A 19,418-nucleotide genomic window follows, 5' to 3' on the forward strand; every position below is an offset into this window, starting at 1 on the left:
TTTGACGCTGTCTGAAAAGCTTTCTAGTGTCCGCCCAAACCACTGTTTTTTCGGGGGACACTCGGATGTATATCCTGCTCGCCATCGTCGTACTGGTCGTCCTGTACGGCATCTTTCTCTACAACGGCCTCGTCAGGTCGCGACAGATGGCGGAAGAGGCCTGGTCGGGCATCGACGTCCAACTCAAGCGCCGCGCCGATCTCATCCCCAACCTGATCGAGACCGTGAAGGGCTATGCCTCGCACGAGAAGTCCACGCTTGAGGAAGTGGTGGAACTGCGCAACCGCGCCCAGGCGGTTCCCGCCGGTGACGTCGCTGGTCGTGCCGCGGCGGAAGGAATGCTCTCCCAGGCGCTCGGCAAGCTCTTCGCGCTCGCCGAAGCCTATCCGGATCTCAAGGCCAACCAGAACTTCCTCGAACTGCAGAATTCGCTGGAGACCATCGAAAGCGAGATCCAGATGTCGCGGCGTTACTATAACGGTGCGGCCCGCGACCTGAACGTCAAGGTGGAGAGCGTTCCCTCCAACATCATCGCCAGCCAGTTCGGCTTCTCCAAGCGGGAATATTTCGAGATCGAAGATCCTGCCGATCGCGCCGTCCCGGCCGTCAAGTTCTAGATCGGTAAGCCCGTGCGCCTGCTGTTTTCGGCCCTTGTCTGGCTGGCCCTCGTCCTTCCCGCTGCGGCGGCGGAGGTCATTCTCTCCTACCACTCGGATATCCAGGTGGCGGCGGACGGGGAGTTGACGGTCGCCGAAACGATCACCGTCAATGCCGAGGGGCGGGATATCCGGCGCGGCATCTTTCGCGATTTCCCACTGACGATGGAGGACGACGAAGGGCGCACGGTGCGTGTCGGCTTCGACGTCCTGTCCGTCACGCGCGACGGGGAGCCGGAGAACTGGCGCACGGAAAGCATCACCGGCGGCATCCGCATCTATACCGGCTCCGAGGACGTGTTCCTCGACCGCGGCGAGCATACCTACGTCATCACCTACCGGACCGATCGCCAGATCCGCTATTTCGACGATCACGACGAACTCTACTGGAACGTCACCGGCAACGGCTGGAGCTTCCGCATCGAACAGGCTTCGGCGCGGGTAACCCTGCCGGAGGGCGCGCGAATAACCGACACGGTCGCCTATACGGGTCCGCGCGGCGCCGCCGACACCGACGTCACGATGCGCGTGAGGGACAATTCCGCCGTCTTCGCCACCACCCGGCCTCTGGCGCCGAACGAAGGCCTGACGATCGTCGTCGGCATCGAGAAGGGCGTGATCGCCCCGCCATCCGCAGACGACCTTCGCAGCTGGTGGTTCCGCGACAATATCAACGCCATCCTCGGGTTCGGCGGACTGGCGCTCGTCGCGCTCTACTACGCGCGCAACTGGTTGCGCGTCGGGCGAGACCCGGCCGGCGGAATCGTGGTGCCGCGCTGGGACCCGCCCGAGGGCCTTTCGCCGGCTCTGGTGAACTACGTAGACAACAAGGGCTTTTCCGGCGCCGGCTGGACGGCTCTTTCGGCCAGCGCACTCGACCTCGCCGTCAAGGGATACGTCACCCTCGACGACCTGAAGAACTCGATCATAATCCGCCGCACCGACAAGATCCCTGCAAAGCCGCTGCCGGCAGGGCAGGCCGCGCTCCTGAAGGATATCGGCGGGCCCGGCGAGGAACTTGTCATCGACAAGGAGAACGGCACGCGGGTGCAGACGGTCGGCAGCAACTTCCGCGCCGCGATCGAGAAGGAGCATCGCGGCAGGTACTACCGCTCGAATGCGGGATACGTCACGGGAGGCGTCGTCCTCAGCCTCGTCGTGCTCGGCGCCCTTCTCCTGTTCGGCAACGTGGAGCCGGACCTGCTCTTCATTCTGGCGGTGCCGGTCTTCTTCGCCGCCGTCTTCGGCCGCGTCGCCGTCAAGATCGGACGCGGGCTGCGACGGGGCGGATCGCTCCTGTCGAAGATCGTCAGCATCGTCCTCGTCGGCGTGTTCGGCTTCATCGCGATCTCGGTCATCTCCGGGGTCCTGCTGGTTGCACTGACGGAGTTTACGGCCGACACCCATTGGCCCGCGCTCGTCGCGGTGGGCGGCATCGTCCTGATCAACGTCATCTTCTTCTTCCTGATGGGCGCTCCGACACCCCTCGGCCGCCGGCGCATGGACGAGATCGAGGGTCTGCGGATCTATCTCACGCTGGCGGAAAAGGACCGGATGAACATGCGCGGCGCGCCGGAAATGTCGCCGCAGCATTTCGAAACCCTGCTTCCCTACGCGGTCGCGCTGGGAGTTGAGAAACCCTGGAGCCGCACCTTCGAGACCTGGCTCGCTACGGCGGCCGCCGGCGCCGCTGCCGCGTCCTATACGCCGACATGGTACAGCGGCGACAGCGCCACCGGGTTCGGTGACCGCATCGGCGGCTTTTCCTCCTCCATGGCCTCCACCATCGCCTCGACCATTCCCGCTCCGGCAGCCAGTTCGTCGTCCTCCGGTTTCTCCTCCGGCGGCGGCTTCTCGGGTGGTGGCGGCGGCGGTGGTGGCGGCGGCGGCTGGTAGGTACACCTCTGCCCGCAGCCATGCCCTGCGGCCCGGTTTTGTCTATCCTGATGATGACATTTCCGGGCAGGCTTGCTAAGTCCGGCCCACCCTATCCAGCGTAAAGATATTCATCATGCCCGATCTGCTTCTCGAACTCCGCTCCGAGGAAATCCCCGCCCGCATGCAGCGCAAGGCGGCGGCTGATCTGAAAAAGCTCGTCACCGATGCTCTCGTCGAGGCAGGCCTTACCTATGAGGGCGCGCGCGAATACTGGACGCCCCGCCGCCTGACGCTCGACATCCGCGGGCTCACGGCGCGCTCGGCGGATCAGCGCGAGGAGATCAAGGGGCCGTCGACCAAGGCGCCCGAGCAGGCGGTGCAGGGTTTCCTGCGCAAGGCCGGCCTGTCCTCGGTCGATGAGGCGCAGGTCGTCAGCGACCCGAAGAAGGGCGAGTTCTACGTGGCCGTCCTGTCGAAGCCGGGCCGTCCGGCGGAAGAGATCATCGCGGATGTCATGCCGGGCATCATCCGCACCTTCCCCTGGCCGAAGTCCATGCGCTGGGGAGCGGCCTCCATGCCGAAGGGCACGCGCTACGGCGGCGTCGAGGGCAAGGGCTCCGAGAGCCTGCGCTGGGTCCGCCCGCTGCAGTCGATCGTCTGCGTCTTCGGGCCGGAGCACGATGAAACCCAGGTCATCGCCTTCGAGATCGACGGCCTCGTCGCCGGCAATGTCACCTATGGCCACCGCTTCCACGCGCCGGAGCCCATCACCGTGCGCCGTTTCGAGGACTATGTCTCGAGCCTCGAGAAGGCGAAGGTCATGCTCGACGCGGACCGCCGCAAGGACGTGATCCTGCATGATGCCCGCGACCTTGCCTTTGCGAACGGGCTGGAACTGGTCGAGGACGAGGGCCTGCTCGAAGAGGTATCCGGCCTCGTCGAGTGGCCGCATGTGCTGATGGGCGAGTTCGAAGAGGAATATCTCGGCATTCCCGCTGAAATCATCCGCCTGACGATCAAGACGAACCAGAAGTGCTTCGTCACCCGGCCGCAGGGCGGTGAAGGCCTCTCCAACCGCTTCGTCCTCGTCGCCAATATCGACGCCAGGGACGGCGGCAAGGAAATCATCCACGGCAACGGCAAGGTCGTGCGGGCGCGCCTCTCGGATGCCCAGCATTTCTGGACCCGCGACCAGGGCGACCTGCCGGACCTTCAGGACCTCACGGCGTCCGCGGAGAAGTTCGGCCTCGACCTGAAGAAGCCGCTCGACCAGCGGATGGCCAAGCTCGATGCGCTGAACGTCACATTCCATGCCAAGCTCGGCACCCAGGGAGAGCGCGTTGCCCGCATACGCGCGCTGGCCAGGGAACTGGCGCCCGTCGTCGGGGCCGATGCCGCGCTGGTGGATCGCGCAGTGGTCCTCGCCAAGGCGGACCTGCGCACCGAGGCCGTGGGCGAATTCCCCGAACTGCAGGGGCTGATGGGCCGCCGCTACGCGCTCCTCCAGGGCGAAAACCCCTCCGTCGCGGCCGCCATCGAGGATCACTACAAGCCCCAGGGACCTTCCGACCGCGTGCCGGACGACAAGGTGGCGATCACCGTGGCGCTCGCCGACAAGCTGGATACGCTGGTCGGCTTCTGGGCGATCGACGAAAAGCCGACCGGTTCCAAGGACCCCTATGCTCTGCGTCGCGCGGCGCTGGGCGTCGTACGCATCCTGCTGGAGCGCGGAGTAAGGCTCAACCTGTTGCAGGTCATGGGCGCGGCGCTTCCCTCGGCACGGTCCGCCCCGACAACCTCTGCCGCCGACCAGGGTTCGGACGAGGCAAGGGCGTTCGCGGACAATAGCTCCATCAACGAGACATTTCCGGTGGTCGACGCGTCAGCCGACGTGATTACCGACCTGCTCGCCTTCTTCCACGACCGCCTCAAGGTCTACCTGCGCGACCAGGGCGCCCGCCACGACATCATCGACGCCGTACTGACGCCGGATGCCGACGACCTGCTGATGGTCGCCCGCCGCGCCGAGGCGCTGACCGCCTTCATCACCTCCGAGGACGGCATCAACCTGCTCGCCGGCACCAAGCGCGCGACGCAGCTTCTTGCCGCCGAGGAGAAGAAGGGCACGGTGGTGGCCGATGGCGTCTCGGACGAACTCCTGCGCCTCGATGCGGAGAAGGCGCTGTGGAGCGCGATATCGGCCGCATCCCGCGAGGCTTCGCAGGCCGTGGCGCGCGAAGACTTCCGCGCCGCCATGCAGGCCCTGTCGATGCTGCGCGCGCCGGTGGACCGTTTCTTCGAGGACGTCCTCGTCAATGACGAGGATACGGCGATCCGCGCCAACCGCCTGGCTCTCCTGAAGGCGATCCGTGAAGCGACGGCGACGGTCGCGGACTTCTCCAGGATCGCCGGCTGAGGTCACGTCACGAGCTGAGAAAGCCGCCGGTCGATCCGGCGGCTTGCCCGCCTGCGGTCCGGTTGAACCCGAAAATCAGGATCAGGAGCGCCCGCTTACGGCGCGCCGGGGCGCAGCGTGAAGGCCTCGGGGTCAAGCGCTGCCGGCGGAGCCGTCGTTCCGGCTTCTACCGCACCCACGGTGGCGTCAAGGTCGATGCCGTCCTGCCCGGCGCTGCCGGCGATCGCCGTCGGTTCTCCGAGCATCCATTCCTGCATCTTGCTTACATGCACGACCGGCGAGCCGCCCAGCCAGGCGTCGGTGCGAACGATCTTCTTCTCGCCGTTGATATCGACGATCTCGGTCTTCTGCGGTCCTGTCTCCAGAACCGGTACCTTGTAGCGGGAAAGGTCCTCCCTGGGCCTTGGAGGCGGGCAGCCCTCGCAGTGCTTGACGATGACGCTGTGGCGTTCGCCATGGCTGTCGAGAGGCGTGATCGACGAGGCAAGCGCCGGGGCAGCCGCCAGGATCAGGGCACTCGTTAGCAGATGACGCATGGCACAGCTCCTCTCATGGTCGAGGAAATCTATCGCGCCAGGGATTGCGATCCCGTCAGCAAAACTGGTTAAGCTCAGGTAAAGAAGATCAGTCGCGGCGATCGATCGCCCGCCAGCCGATGTCGCGGCGGCAGAAACCGTTCTCCCAGGAGATGCGGTCGACCAGCGCGTATGCCTTCGCCTGCGCCTCGGCGACGGTCCTGCCGAGCGCCGTCACGTTCAGCACGCGTCCGCCTGTCGCCACCAGCCTGCCGTCCTTCAGCGCCGTGCCCGCATGGAAGATCATCTCGCCGCTGCCGGTCGCGGGAAGCGGCCCGATCGGCGTGTCCTTCTCGTAGGAGCCGGGATATCCCTTCGACGCCATTACCACCGTGAGTGCGGCATCCTCCGACCATTCAGCGCCGACCTGGTCGAGCGTGCCGGTCGCGGCCGCATGCAGGATCGGCAGGAGGTCGCTCTTCAGGCGCATCATCAGCACCTGGCATTCCGGATCGCCGAAGCGGACATTGTATTCGATGAGTTCCGGGCCCTTGGCGGTGATCATCAGCCCCGCGAAGAAGACGCCGGTGAACGGATGCCCCATCTCCGCCATGCCGCGGATGGTCGGCTCGATGATTTCCTTCATCGTCCGCTCGACCATATCCGGCGTCATCACCGGGGCCGGGGAATAGGCGCCCATGCCGCCGGTATTGGGGCCGGTGTCACCGTCGCCCACGCGCTTGTGGTCCTGCGCGGTGGCAAGGGCCAGCGCCGTCTTGCCGTCGCTGAGGCAGAAGAAGCTCGCCTCCTCGCCATCGAGGAAGGCCTCGACGACGACCTCGGCGCCAGCCGCGCCGAAGGCGCCGGAGAAGCAGTCGTCGATCGCGGCGAGCGCCTCGTCGAGTGCCATCGCCACCGTCACGCCCTTGCCGGCCGCGAGCCCGTCGGCCTTGATGACGATCGGCACGCCCTGGTCGCGCACATAAGCCTTGGCAGCCTCTGCCTCGGTGAAGCGCCGGTAAGCGCCGGTGGGGATGTCGTAGCGGGCGCAGAGGTCCTTGGTGAAGCCCTTGGAGCCTTCGAGCTGTGCCGCCGCCGCCGAGGGCCCGAAGGTCGCGATGCCGCCCTTCCGCAGCCGGTCCGCAAGCCCCGCGACGAGCGGCGCTTCCGGGCCGACGACCACAAGATCGATGCCTTCTTCCCGGCAGAAGGACAGCACGTCGTCCTGGCGGTCGATGTCGAGCGGGACGAGTTCGGCATGTTCGGCGATGCCGGGATTGCCGGGCGCAGCGAACAGCCTGGTCAGTTTCGGCGATTGGGCAAGTTTCCAGGCCAGCGCGTGCTCGCGTCCACCGGAGCCGATCAGCAGAACCTTCATCTCTTGCCCTCTCTTGATGTTTCATCGGCGGTTAAGGGGAGGGGGGACAAAGGTCAAGCGCATCCTGTGGAATCGCCGCCTCCCGGCGTTGCCATGCCGCAAAGTTTGATTATGGTCGCGCCTCCCTGAGAACTGTGAGACTGCCATGGCCGCCGACATCCGTTTCCTCTCCGCCGCGATCGCCGCTGAAATCAACGCCCGGCCGGAACAGGTCACCGCCGCCATCGGCCTCGTCGACGAAGGCGCGACGATCCCCTTCATCGCCCGCTACCGCAAGGAAGTGACCGGCGGCCTCGACGACACCCAGCTGCGCACCCTTGCCGAGCGGCTGGTCTACCTGCGGGAGCTCGAAGCACGCCGGGCAACCGTCGTCGACTCCATCGCCTCGCAGGGGAAGATGACCGATGAACTGGCGGCCAGGCTTGCCAGCGCGTCCACCAAGGCGGAACTCGAGGATCTCTATCTTCCCTACAAGCCGAAGCGGCGCACCCGCGCGGAGATCGCACGGGAGCGGGGCCTTGGCCCGCTGGCGGAAGCGATCTGGGCCGATCGTACGGCGGACCCGGCACGCCTCGCGGAAGCATATGTCGCCGGGGAGGTAACGGACGTGAAGATGGCGCTCGAAGGCGCGCGCGACATCGTCGCGGAGACGATCTCGGAAAATGCCGATCTTCTCGGACGCCTGCGCCAGCACATGCGCGAACGCGCCCTGCTGCGGGCGAAGGTCGTCGATGGCAAGCAGGAGGCCGGCGCCAAGTTCGCGGACTATTTCGACCATTCCGAACGCTGGGCGACGGCGCCGGGCCACCGGGCGCTCGCCATGTTGCGCGGCTGGAACGAGGAAGTGCTGACGCTGTCCATCGACGTCGACCAGGATGATCCGTCGCCGGTCAAGCCGGCGCAGCGCATCATCGCCGCCGCCTTCGAGATCGGTGACAAGGGCGCGGCCGACCGCTGGCTGATGGACGTTGCCGGCTGGACGTGGCGCGTGAAGCTCTCGACCTCGCTTTCCCTCGACCTCATGCGCGAACTGCGCGAAAGGGCCGAGGAGGAGGCGATCCATGTCTTTGCCCGCAACCTCAAGGACCTGCTTCTGGCGGCGCCGGCCGGCTCGCGCGCGACCATGGGCCTCGACCCGGGTATCCGAACCGGCGTCAAGGTGGCGATCGTCGACGGCACGGGCAAGCTGCTGGAGACCACGACGGTCTATCCCTTTCCGCCGCGCAACGACGTCCGCGGCACGCAGGCGGAGCTTGCCTCGCTCGTTCGCAAGCACAAGGTCGAGCTGATTGCGATCGGCAACGGGACCGGCAGCCGCGAGACCGAAAAGCTGGTCGCGGACATGCTGGCGAGCCTGCCGGCTCCTAAGCCCACCAAGGTGATCGTCTCGGAAGCCGGCGCGTCGGTCTACTCGGCCTCCGAAACCGCCGCCGCCGAATTCCCCGGACTCGATGTCTCGCTCCGCGGCGCCGTGTCCATTGCCCGTCGCCTTCAGGATCCGCTGGCCGAGCTTGTGAAGATCGAGCCCAAGTCCATCGGCGTCGGCCAGTACCAGCACGATGTCGACCAGGGGAAGCTGTCGCGTTCGCTCGACGCCGTGGTCGAGGATGCGGTGAACGCGGTGGGCGTCGATCTGAATACCGCGTCCGCGCCGCTCCTCTCGCGGGTCTCCGGCCTCAGCCGCTCGATTGCCGATGCCATCGTCCTGCACCGCGACCAGAACGGTCCCTTTGCAAGCCGCAGGGAACTTCTCAAGGTCGCCCGCCTCGGCAACCGGACCTTCGAGCAGGCGGCAGGCTTCCTGCGCATCCCGGACGGCAAGGAGCCGCTGGATGCGTCCGCCGTGCATCCGGAAGCCTATGGCGTCGCCAAGAAGATCGTCGCCGCCTGCGGTCGCGACCTGCGCTCGCTGATGGGCGACAGCGCCGCCCTGAAGAAGCTCGACCCGCGACAGTTCATCGACGAGCAGTTCGGCCTGCCGACGGTGAAGGACATCCTCGCCGAGCTGGAGAAGCCCGGCCGTGACCCGCGCCCGAGCTTCAGGACTGCCACCTTCGCGGAAGGCGTCGACGAGATCACCGACCTCAAGCCGGGCATGCTGCTGGAGGGAACCGTCACCAATGTCGCCGCCTTCGGGGCCTTCGTCGACATCGGCGTCCACCAGGACGGGCTGGTGCACGTGTCCCAGCTGGCCGACCGTTTCGTCAAGGACCCGCATGAGGTCGTCAAGGCCGGCGATGTCGTCAAGGTTCGCGTCGTCGAGGTGGACGTCAAGCGCAAGCGGATCGGATTGACCATGCGCCGGGATGGCGGCGAGGCGGCGCCGGCGCCTCGCGGGCCGCAGCGCGATGCGCAACGTCCCAATCCGCGCCAGATGAAGGCGGAGCCGAAAGCATCGTCTTCGCAGGGCGCCCTCGGTGCCGCGCTCGCCGAGGCGTTGAAGCGTCGGTAGCAGGTTTTCCCTCCTCGCAGAAAACAATGCCGCTCAACCACGTTGGACGGCATTCTTTTTCGTGCGATCTTTTTTGCGTTCACGTTCTTGTCACCCGGTCGAAGGCGAGTATTTCCTTGTTATCTGCAAGTTAGACTTCGTTCGGAGGTGAAATATGGCCTCATCCCTGCGTCGACTTCTCGCCAAGATCATCCGGAAGGGAAGAGTGACTGTCAGCGGCCCGGAGGGTACGCAGGTAATCGGCGGTGGAGGGGGGCGGTCGGTCGCGATCCGCTTTACCGATACCGAGGCGGAAGAGGAAATCGCTTCCGATCCCCAGTTGAAGCTGGGGGAAGTCTACATGGACGGCCGTCTCGTTTTCGAGGAGGGCGACATCTACGAACTGCTCGCGGTCGTCAAGGACAACACCCTGAGCGAGGGCCTGACGCCGGGAATGATGTGGCGCGGGCTACTGCGGATCGCGGAGGCGCGCGTCCGGCACGGCGTCCCGATCAACCGCAACCAGCGCAATGTCGCCCACCACTACGACCTCAGCGCCAAGCTCTTCAATCTCTTCCTCGACGAGGACTGGCAGTATTCCTGCGCCTATTTCAATCCCCCCGGCATCGGCCTTGACGAGGCGCAGCTCGCCAAGAAGCGGCACATTGCGGCGAAGCTTCTCGCCGAGCCCGGCCAGAAGGTCCTGGAGATCGGCTCCGGATGGGGCGGAATGGCGATGTACCTCGCCGAATCGGCTGGCGTCGACGTCACCGGCATCACGCTGAGCCAGGAGCAGTTGCGCGTCTCCCGCGACCGCGCGGCGAAGCGGGGTCTTTCGGACAAGGTCCGCTTCGAGCTTCAGGACTATTACTACCTGTCGCCAGGCACCCGCTACGACCGCATCGTCTCCGTCGGGATGTTCGAGCATGTGGGCCGGATGAACTTCGGGCGTTATTTCCGCAAGGCCCGCGAGGTTCTCGATGAAGACGGGGTGATGCTCCTGCATTCCATCGGCCAGCCCTATCCGGCGCGCTACAACAACCCGTTCATAGAGAAGTACATCTTCCCGGGCGGCTATATTCCCTCGCTCGCGGAAGTCATGCCCGCCGTCGAGCGTTCCGGCCTTCTCGTGTCCGACGTCGAGATCTTGCCGATGCACTATGCCCACACGCTGCGTATGTGGCGCGAACGCTTCATGGCGAGGCGCGAGGAGGCGGCGGCCATCTATGACGAGCGGTTCGTGCGGATGTGGGAATTCTACCTGGCGGGCGCCGAGATGGCCTTCACCCACGAGAACTTCTTCATCTTCCAGATGCAGCTCACCAGGAAGCGCATGGCCGTGCCGGACAATCGCGACTACATCGCCGAGCGCGAGGCGCAGCTGAAATCGTTCGAGGCCACCCGCGCCCCACTGGAGCCGGTGGCCTTCTAGGAAAGGGGGCTGGAAACGGGCAGGGCCAGGGAACGGGCAGGCGCTGTTGCCGCCCTTGCGGTGGCTCGGGAGGCGGGTTACGACCGGCGCATGACGAATACGGACGATCTCAATGGCCGCGTTTACGACGCGCCCTCCGACAACTGGGTCTATCGCGTCTTGCCGAGGGCGGCATGGCCCTATGCGCAGCTCGCGCGCTGGGACCGGCCGATCGGCTGGCAACTGCTCATGTGGCCCTGCTTCTGGTCCTCGGCGCTCGCCGCGAACGTTGCCGCGGGCCGGGGAGAACTGCCCCTCGGTCTATTCCTCTTTCATTTGGCGCTGTTCTTCGTCGGTTCCGTCGCCATGCGCGGCGCCGGCTGCACCTATAACGACCTCGTCGACCACGACATCGACAACGCCGTTGCCCGGACCCGCTCGCGGCCGCTGCCGTCGGGCAGGGTGAGCCGCTTCGAGGCCAAGGTCTTCCTCGTCGTCCAGGCGCTTGTCGGCCTGCTCGTGCTGCTGCAGTTCAACGGCTTCTCGATCCTGCTCGGGATACTGTCGCTGGCAGTCGTGGCGATTTATCCCTTCGCCAAGCGGTTCACCGACTGGCCGCAGTTCTTCCTCGGGCTCGCCTTTTCCTGGGGTGCGCTGATGGGCTGGGCAGGGCTCTTCGGGAGCCTGTCATGGGCGCCCGTCCTGCTCTATTTCGGTTCGGTCGCCTGGACGATCGGCTATGACACGATCTATGCGCATCAGGACAAGGAAGACGACGCCCTGGTCGGTGTCCGGTCCACCGCCCGCCTGTTCGGCGCCAATACCCGGGCCTGGCTCATCGGCCTCTACGCACTTACCCTGGTTCTTCTGCTTGCGGCCTATCTCGGGGCGGGCGCGGGCCTGATCGCCTATCTCGGCCTGCTGGTCGCCACGGTGATGTTTGCCTGGCAGATCCTCGTCCTCGACATCGACAATCCGGACCAGTGCCTGCAACTCTTCAAGCTCAACACGCGGGTCGGCGCGGTCATCTTCGCGGGCCTGGTCCTGGCGCTGCCCTTCGCCTGAAACGCAGGAACCCGGCTCGGCGCCGGGCTCCAGCATCAACGCGGGCGGCGGTGGATCGGCTAGCGTCGCGCGATGATCTCCTTGCCCTCGATCTTCATCGTCACCCCGAGCTTTCCGGTGGTCCGGCGGACCAGGAAGCGCGGGCGACGGGCGGCAAAGTAGGAATGGCGGCGGCGCGGTCTTGCGTCCTGCGTGCGCACATCGCCGAGGTGGTTTTCGAGCGGACGGGCAACCCCGTCGGCCTCCACCATCAGCATGGGAATGCGGAAGGCCTCCGACCAGCTGCGCCAGTCGGCCGCGATGTCGCAAAGGTCGTGGGCGACCAGCAGCGGAATGCAGAGTTCGGCATCCTCGTGATGCAGTTCCAGGGTAACGGTGACCTGGCCGTCGCCATGGTCGATGGCGCGCGCCGCGACACCCTTGAAGGCGCGGGCGGGAAGGGCGAAGGAAAGCGGCAGCCCGCTCGACGGCAGCGTCTTGCGCAGCACCGCACCCCGCGAGTCGATGGTGATCACGACATCGCCGGCCGTATCGCGCATGGCATAGGTGACTTGTTGCGGAAACCGCGTCGGGTCGAGCCTGAGCGTGGAGCCTGCCCAGGCAGGCTTCAGAACCGTGTTTGTCATCTTGTATGCTACCCTTGTTTTACCTGAGAGCCGTTTCCGGATTCTCGTGCGGGACTTTTGTCCTCTAATCGGCAGACCATACGGGCGGCTCCATGCGAGACCGCTTAAAAATCGCGGTTAAGGAAGTTTTGCCTCGGCGAATGGTTATCAAAGGCCAAGCCTGCTGGGTTTCCAGAAGGTGAACGGGCCTGGTGCGCGCCGGTCGGCTTGCAAAAGCCCCGGGCAAGCAAGGTCGGGCATGCTGCGGTCGGCAATACTGTGACCGGAGCGCTGTCCATGGTTTCGACATATCTCAGCTACGACCTCGTCAACCGCGACATGTCCAAGACCCTTCAGCGTGTCGCAAGTCGGGACATGGTGGCGCGCGAAGCGGCCTACTACGCGGAAAACATCGGCAATGTGAAAACGATCGACGAATTCCTCGGCGACTACCGGCTCTACTCCTACGCCATGAAGGCCCACGGTCTCGAGGAGATGACCTACGGCAAGGCCTTCATGAAGAAGGTCCTTGAAAGCGACCTCTCGGACGAGAACAGCTACGCCAACTTGCTCACCGACGACCGCTACAAGAATTTCGCGGCCGCCTTCAACTTCTCCTCCGGCGACAAGGCGATCGCGCAGTCGGTCTCCCAGCGCGACGAATTGCTGGACCTCTATGATCAGTACATCGTCTCCATGCAGGACGAAGTGGCGGAGGAAACGCGCTACTACAAGGTCATGATGGCGCAGGTTGATCATGTCGACGACATCCTGCGGAACGACAGGCTCCGCCGCTATGTGTTCGATGCGGTGGGGATCGACGATTCCGTCTTTTCCTACGATGTCGTCCGCAAGGCCATGTCCAGCGACAAGAACGACCCTGCGAGCTACACCAACACCGTGATGCGGGATCAGATGGCCTATCTGACGGCCAAGCTGGTGACGGCGCAGGCCGACCTGACGGCGCTTGGGACCAATCCCAAGGAGCATATCGAGAAGAAGGCCTCGCTGAAGCTCGAGATCGCCGCCTACCAAAAGGCGATCGCCTCCACCCAGGCGCATATCGACCTAGCCGGCGCCTTCGAGTTCGCCGCTGACGGCACATCGACCAAGGGAGCGGCCCAGACCGAGGCACAGCTGACGGCGACCACCGACCTCTACCTGCTCGGCCAGCCGCGCCAGACGCGGGCCTCGGCCATTCGCGAGCGGGACTATTTCGAGGGCAAGATCGCCACCGTCACCAGCGTGACCGATCTGCTGAACGACCCGCGCATCTACGACTATCTGCGCAAGGCCTTCGACCTGAACGAAGTCTACGTGGTCAAGTCGACGCTCGAACAGATCCTGACGAGCGACCTGGCCGATCCGAACAGCTATGCCAACCTCTACGCCAAGGAGCGCCCCCAGTACCTGGAGCTTGCCAACGCCTTCAACTTCAACACCGACGGCAGCCTGAAGGGGCCGGTCGCGCAGACGGCGGGGCAGACCGCCGTGACGTCCAGAAACTACTTCAACCGCTACGACGACAAGCAGGAAGAGGCGGACGAGAAGGCGATCAAGCTCTACAAGTCGGAAATGGCCGCCGTCACCTCGGTGGAGGATTTCCTGTCCGACAAGGCGATCTATGGATTTGCGCTGAAGGCGGTCGGCATCGATCCCGATACCGTTTCGATGCTGACGCTGAAGAACGTCCTCAAGAGCGATCTCTCCGATCCCAAGAGCTACGTGTACCGGCTGAAGGACGAACGCTTCCTGACGCTGGCGCAGGCCTTCAACTTTACGAAGGACGGCGGGGTAGGGGCGCCGGTCCAGGCGCAATCGACCCTGACCATCACCGAGACCGCGAAGGCCTATATCGTCGAACAGACGCGCTTCCTGAAGGGCGACGAGAAGGTCGCGGCGCGTGAGAAGGCCGACGCGGAATCGAGCTACTACACCCAGACCATGAGCGGCATCAAAACGCTGGGCGAGTTCCTCGCCGACCGCCGGCTCGTGGATTTCGTCCTGACGGCGAAGGGCATGGATGCCTCGACCCTCACGGACGACTTCCTGAAGCAGATCTTCACGTCCGATCTCGATGATCCGAACAGCTTCGTCAATCAGCAGCCCGATACCGCGTTCGCCGAACTTCTGGGCTCGTTCAACTTCGACGAATACGGCAATCTCGATCGCAACGGAAAGGCCGGCATCCAGGGGCGCGGGAAGGAGATCGAGACCCATAACCTCTACCTGCGCCAGACGCTGGAAACGGAGCAGGGCCAGGAAAACGCCGGCGTGCGCCTCGCGCTCTACTTCGAGCGGATGGCTGAATCCATCACCGATCCCTACGCCATCCTCGGCGACGAGGCGCTGACCGAGTTCTTCCGGGTGGCCTTCAGCCTGCCGACGGAGCTCGGCTCCATGGACATCGACAAGCAGGCGCTGCTCGTCGAGAAGAACCTCGACCTGAACGACCTCAAGGACCCGGAAAAGGTCCGCAAGATGATCCAGCGGTTCACCATCATGTACGATCTGGAGAACGGGTCGATCGGCCCCTCGCCGGTGGATATCCTGGCCGGGAACGGCGCCTATACCGGCATCAGCGCGGAAACCCTCTGGGCGCTCTCCCAGGTGCGGCGCTGACCGTCAACGCCCGGGCCGCCGCCCGCCTCACTCGATGACGAGGACCTTGCCCGGGTTCATGATGTTGGCGGGATCGAAGGCCCGCTTGATGCGCCGCATCAGGTCGATCTCAATCGCCGGCCGGATGCGGGCCAGTTCGTCGCGCTTCAGCTGGCCGATGCCGTGTTCGGCGGAGATGGAGCCGTTGAACGACAGGACGATCGCGTGGACGATCCCGTTGATCTCGTGCCAGCGGGCCAGGAAGGCGGCCTTGTCGGCGCCGACGGGCTGCGAGATGTTGTAGTGGATGTTTCCGTCGCCCAGGTGCCCGAAGGCGCAGATGCGCGCCCCCGGCATGGCGGCCATCACCGCGGCGTCCGCCTCCTCCATGAATTTCGGGATGCTGGAAACCGGAACCGAGACATCGTGCTTGATCGAGCCACCCTCGGGCTTCTGCGCGTCCGACATGCTTTCGCGCATGTGCAAGAGCGCCTTCTGCTGCGCCACGGAACTGGCGATGACGGCGTCGCGCACGAGCCCCGTCTCCAGGCCCCATTCGAGCAGCGCCTGCACCATGGTCTCGGCGGTCTGTGCGGAGTCGGAGGTGGAGATGTCGATCAGTGCGTACCAGGGATGGGGCTCGGCAAGGGGATCGCGCACGCCTTCGATATGGCGCGTCGTGAACTCGACCCCGAGACGCGGCATCAGCTCGAAACCCGTCAGCGACGTGCCGCACAGGTTCGATGCCTTCTCGAACACGCGCAGGGCATCGGCGGGCGAATTCAGCCCCGCGAACGCGACCTGCCGGCCGATTGGCTGCGGGAAAAGCTTCAGCACCGCGCCGGTAATGATGCCGAGCGTGCCCTCCGCGCCGATGAAGAGGTCGCGCAGGTCGTAGCCGGTATTGTCCTTCTTCAGCCGCCGCATCCCGTCCCAGATCTCGCCGGTCGGCAGCACGACTTCGAGGCCGAGGCAGAGCTGGCGCGCGTTTCCGTAGGCAAGCACCGCCGTGCCGCCCGCATTCGTGGAAAGGTTGCCGCCGATCCGGCAGGAGCCTTCCGATCCGAGCGACAGGGGAAAGAGGCGCTCCACGCCCTCGGCCGCCTTCTGCACGTCCGCGAGGATGGCGCCGCCTTCCGTGGCGAGCACATTCGCCACTGGATCGACGTCGAGAATGCGGTTCATCCGTTCGAGCGAGACGATGAGGTCGCTCCCTCCTTCCCGCGGCACCTGGCCGCCCACGAGCCCGGTATTGCCCGTCTGCGGCACGATCGGCGTGCGGGTCTCGGTTGCAAGCCGGAGGATGTCGGAAACCTCGCGCGTCGAGCCCGGCCGCAGGATCATCGGGGACGCGCCCCGATAGAGGCCGCGGTTTTCCACAAGCCGCGGCGCGATCTGTTCCGGGTCGCGCAAGGCATTGGCCGGGCCGACGATGGCGGCAAAGCGTTCCAGGATGTCGGCGGGTGTGCGGGGCGTATCCATCCGGGCTTCCTCGCTAGCCTCGGGGCGCCGCGGCGCGCGCGAGACGATCGTTGATGGCCTCTCCCAGTCCCTCCTCGGGGATCGGGGCCACGGCGATCCGGCGGGGTGCCACCGCATCGGCCTTCTTCAGGTAGTCGAAAAGATTGGCGGCGGCTTCTGCCAGGTCGCCGGCCGGGCTGAGGTTGACCACGGCCCGGGCCTTGTTCTGCCCGGCGACGTCCCGGGCCCCGAAGGCGATCAGCGCTTCATCCGGCTCCACATCGACCGCATTGAGCCGCACCGGCGCGCCGGGGGCGTAATGCGAAACGAGCATGCCGGGTGCCTCGATCGTCGTTGCCGGTCCTTCCGGCCTGACGATCGGCATCCCGGTCACCGCTTCGATCTCGTCGGCGGAGATCCCGCCCGGACGCAGTAGCCGGACTGTGTTTCCCTCGACGCGGACGATCGTCGATTCGACGCCCACCGGCGCCGCGTCGCCGTCGATGATCAGCGTCAGCTTTTCGCCGAGATCCTCGTCCACGTGCTGCGCGCTCGTCGGGCTCACCTTGCCGGATGTATTGGCGCTCGGGGCGGCAAGCGGCCTGCCGAGCCGGCGTATGACCGCGCTCGCAAAGCCGACGGGAACCCTCATCCCGACCGTATCGAGCCCGGCCGTCGCCAGGGGGTGGATCGGCGTCCCCTCCCTCAGGGGCAGGACCAATGTCAGGGGACCAGGCCAGAAATGCTCGGCCAGCAGTTGCGAGATCGGGTCGAAGACCGCGTGCTCCCGGGCCATCGCAAGATCCGCCACATGGCAGATCAGCGGATTGAAGCGGGGCCGCCCCTTTGTCTCGTAGATCCGCGTCAGCGCCGTGGGATTGGTGGCATCCGCCGCAAGGCCATAGACGGTCTCGGTCGGGAGAGCGACCGGCAGACCTTCGGCCAGCGCATCCGTCGCCTCCTGCAGGGCGCGTTCCTCGTCGGTTGCCAGATGGATGATCCTTGCCGTCATGTCCGCGTCCTAACGCGTAACGCCCGGCGTCGGCAACGCAAAATTGCTAGAGCTTCTCGATCATCGCCCGGAGCGGCTGGTTCGGTGCGCCAAGCAGGAGAAGGTTCTTCATCGCCTCGCGCGGATCGTCCGTCCGGAAGAGGAGCCCGTCCTTGCGCAGCGACCGGTCGATGCGGAGCGTATCGCCGGCGGCCTTTTCGTATGCGACGGCAAAATACATGCGCGCACTGCTGATGCGGATGTTCTCGAAGAACGGATAGCTCTCGCTGATGTCGGAGGAGAAATTGGCAATGTAGAAGGACCAGTGGACCGGTCCCCTTTGTTTGAAGCGCGTGCTGGACGTGGTGACGTGGCAGTAGCCCAGATGCGGTATGTCTTCGAACACCCGCGAGAAGATCACCTTCGGGAAGCGGATGGACTTGTGGAAGCCGTTGATCCGTTCGTGGGTCGTCTCGCCCGCCCGCACCAGCTTCCGGTTCGTGCTCTCGGCCACATCCTCGAACGTGATGTATCGCTTCGTGTCGCGGTCCCACGTCGGCCCGCGTTCGATTTTGCCCGTCCGCAGGAATTCGGAATGGGGTGCCACGCTGGTGGGGGAAGGGCGCCGCGGCGCCGCTTTCTGGTAGTAACGCCGCTTCGCGCTTGCCTGCACCGTCTGCTTCCTTCGGTCTGCTCGCACGATGCTAGCCGCTTATGGTTAACCATGCGTATCGCCGCAGGAAGCATCCCCTCGCTCGAGAGGGGAACGATGGTGCGCCTCCCCCGTTTCCCACCCATTGAAGAAAAAGAGGAGACAGCCACTCATGGGAAAACTCACGTTTCGCCTCACCACGGTGGTCGCGGCACTGGCAGTGACCGTGACAAGCTACGTCCCGGTTCAGGCCATGCCGTTGCCCGCCGCTCCGGTGGCCGCGGCCCAGGGCGTCGTTACCGACGTCCAGTACAATAGTCGTTTCGAACGCCGGCTTGACCGCCGCCTGGACCGCCGCTTCGACCGGCGGCTTGACCGCCGGGATCCGCGCCGGGACTTCCGTGTGGAGCGGGGCGGCTTCTATAACGGCTACCGCGGCTATCGCGACCGTCGCCCGGGCTACCGCTATCATAACGGCTACTGGTTCCCGATGGCGGCCTTCGCTGCCGGCGCAATCATCGGCGGTGCGACCCAGGCACGACCGAGCGGTAGCCACAGCGCGCGCCATTACCAGTGGTGCGAGAGCCGGTATCGTTCCTACCGCGCCTCGGACAATACCTATCAGCCGTATAATGGACCGCGTCGCAGATGCAATTCGCCCTACTCGTAATGGCTGATGCCATGAACCGCCTGCCGTCCCCATCCCGGGGGGGGCTTTCTCGTTCCGTCCCGACGTCCCGTTGACGTTAATCGAGGGTTCAGCTTGCCGTTCGTAACCCTGCGCAGGTCGATGGGAACGCAGACAGTCAACTTGAATGGAGAACACGATGAAAATGCTGTTCAGGAAAGTCGCGATCGCTGCCCTTTCGGTTGCGGCCGTCGGCACGACGTTCATGCCCGCCCAGGCGGCCATGCCGGTCGTCGCGGCTCCGGCCGCGAAGATCGAGATGAAGTCGGATGTGACTGAGGTCCGCCACCGTGGCGGCCCCCGCGGCTATTACCACGGGCATCGCGGTTACCGCCATCACCGGCCGGGCTACCGCTATCATGACGGCTACTGGTTCCCGCTTGCCGCCTTTGGTGCCGGGGCGCTGATCGGCGGCGCGCTCGCGGCACCGCCTCGCTACGCGGATCCGCTGCCGCCGCCCCCGCCCCCGCCGCCGGCCTATGGCGCGAGTGGCATCAATCCCCGTCACTATGAGTGGTGCCAGGCGCGGTATCGCTCCTACGATCCGTATTCGAACACCTTCCAGCCCTATAACGGCCCACGGCGGCAGTGCTACTCGCCCTACTACTGAGTTCGCGGGTGGTCCTGCGCACCATAAAACGAGGCCCGTCCGGCGTTCCCGGGCGGGCCT

At 65.3% G+C, this 19,418-nt stretch carries 15 protein-coding genes; 9 read left to right on the forward strand and 6 right to left on the reverse strand.

The annotated features are described in order from the left end of the window. Nucleotides 1–65: 65 nt before the first annotated feature. The 3 genes from ACWGPT_RS17270 (at nt 66) to glyS (ending at nt 4,950) form a co-directional block, all read left to right on the forward strand. On the forward strand, nt 66–617 hold the full coding sequence (locus ACWGPT_RS17270; protein ID WP_452606865.1) for a LemA family protein: 552 nt from the start codon (nt 66–68) through the stop codon (nt 615–617). 12 nt (nt 618–629) lie between these two features. Then, entirely contained in the window at nt 630–2,552 is a 1,923-nt protein-coding gene (locus ACWGPT_RS17275; protein ID WP_452606866.1) for a DUF2207 domain-containing protein, read from the forward strand. Nucleotides 2,553–2,667: 115 nt separating this feature from the next. Continuing rightward, nucleotides 2,668–4,950: a glycine--tRNA ligase subunit beta gene (glyS, locus tag ACWGPT_RS17280; RefSeq protein ID WP_452606867.1), complete on the forward strand. Its 2,283-nt coding sequence runs from the start codon at nt 2,668–2,670 to the stop codon at nt 4,948–4,950. Between the two features lie 95 nt (nt 4,951–5,045). Here glyS and ACWGPT_RS17285 read toward each other — a convergent pair whose 3' ends face one another. Both ACWGPT_RS17285 and purD read right to left on the reverse strand, forming a co-directional pair. Continuing rightward, nucleotides 5,046–5,486 (reverse strand): plant virulence effector HPE1-like domain-containing protein, encoded by a 441-nt coding sequence (locus ACWGPT_RS17285; RefSeq protein WP_452606868.1) that lies wholly within the window; start codon nt 5,484–5,486, stop codon nt 5,046–5,048. A gap of 88 nt (nt 5,487–5,574) precedes the next feature. Then, nucleotides 5,575–6,843 (reverse strand): phosphoribosylamine--glycine ligase, encoded by a 1,269-nt coding sequence (purD, locus tag ACWGPT_RS17290; RefSeq protein WP_452606869.1) that lies wholly within the window; start codon nt 6,841–6,843, stop codon nt 5,575–5,577. A gap of 145 nt (nt 6,844–6,988) precedes the next feature. Between purD and ACWGPT_RS17295 the strand changes: the two genes are divergently transcribed. The 3 genes from ACWGPT_RS17295 (at nt 6,989) to ubiA (ending at nt 11,750) form a co-directional block, all read left to right on the forward strand. Next, nucleotides 6,989–9,295, forward strand: coding sequence for a Tex family protein (locus ACWGPT_RS17295; RefSeq protein WP_452606870.1), 2,307 nt, complete (start codon nt 6,989–6,991; stop codon nt 9,293–9,295). A 154-nt stretch (nt 9,296–9,449) separates the two neighbouring features. Next, nucleotides 9,450–10,706, forward strand: coding sequence for a class I SAM-dependent methyltransferase (locus tag ACWGPT_RS17300; protein WP_452606871.1), 1,257 nt, complete (start codon nt 9,450–9,452; stop codon nt 10,704–10,706). 90 nt (nt 10,707–10,796) lie between these two features. Next, nucleotides 10,797–11,750, forward strand: coding sequence for a 4-hydroxybenzoate octaprenyltransferase (ubiA, locus tag ACWGPT_RS17305; protein ID WP_452606872.1), 954 nt, complete (start codon nt 10,797–10,799; stop codon nt 11,748–11,750). 59 nt (nt 11,751–11,809) lie between these two features. On the opposite strand, the gene ACWGPT_RS17310 is transcribed toward ubiA, so the two are convergent. Further along, entirely contained in the window at nt 11,810–12,376 is a 567-nt protein-coding gene (locus ACWGPT_RS17310) for a DUF6101 family protein (protein ID WP_452606873.1), read from the reverse strand. A gap of 276 nt (nt 12,377–12,652) precedes the next feature. On the opposite strand from ACWGPT_RS17310, the gene ACWGPT_RS17315 reads away from it, so the two are divergent. Beyond that, nucleotides 12,653–14,977, forward strand: a complete 2,325-nt coding sequence (locus tag ACWGPT_RS17315; RefSeq protein WP_452606874.1) for a DUF1217 domain-containing protein — start codon at nt 12,653–12,655, stop codon at nt 14,975–14,977. 27 nt (nt 14,978–15,004) lie between these two features. Here ACWGPT_RS17315 and ACWGPT_RS17320 read toward each other — a convergent pair whose 3' ends face one another. The 3 genes from ACWGPT_RS17320 to ACWGPT_RS17330 are packed head-to-tail and all read right to left on the reverse strand — an operon-like array spanning nt 15,005 to nt 18,081. After that, complete coding sequence (locus ACWGPT_RS17320) at nt 15,005–16,438, reverse strand: FAD-binding oxidoreductase (RefSeq protein WP_452606875.1); 1,434 nt, start codon at nt 16,436–16,438, stop codon at nt 15,005–15,007. 13 nt (nt 16,439–16,451) lie between these two features. After that, nucleotides 16,452–17,429, reverse strand: a complete 978-nt coding sequence (locus ACWGPT_RS17325; RefSeq protein ID WP_452606876.1) for an L-threonylcarbamoyladenylate synthase — start codon at nt 17,427–17,429, stop codon at nt 16,452–16,454. 46 nt (nt 17,430–17,475) lie between these two features. Further along, the gene (locus ACWGPT_RS17330) at nt 17,476–18,081 is read right to left on the reverse strand and encodes a DUF6656 family protein (protein ID WP_452606877.1); all 606 of its coding nucleotides are present in this window, start codon (nt 18,079–18,081) and stop codon (nt 17,476–17,478) included. Between the two features lie 151 nt (nt 18,082–18,232). Between ACWGPT_RS17330 and ACWGPT_RS17335 the strand changes: the two genes are divergently transcribed. Both ACWGPT_RS17335 and ACWGPT_RS17340 read left to right on the forward strand, forming a co-directional pair. Then, nucleotides 18,233–18,730, forward strand: coding sequence for a BA14K family protein (locus ACWGPT_RS17335; protein WP_452606878.1), 498 nt, complete (start codon nt 18,233–18,235; stop codon nt 18,728–18,730). Nucleotides 18,731–18,887: 157 nt separating this feature from the next. After that, entirely contained in the window at nt 18,888–19,358 is a 471-nt protein-coding gene (locus tag ACWGPT_RS17340) for a BA14K family protein (RefSeq protein ID WP_452606879.1), read from the forward strand. Nucleotides 19,359–19,418: the final 60 nt, after the last annotated feature.

Source organism: Pseudorhizobium sp. NPDC055634 (assembly GCF_053618655.1).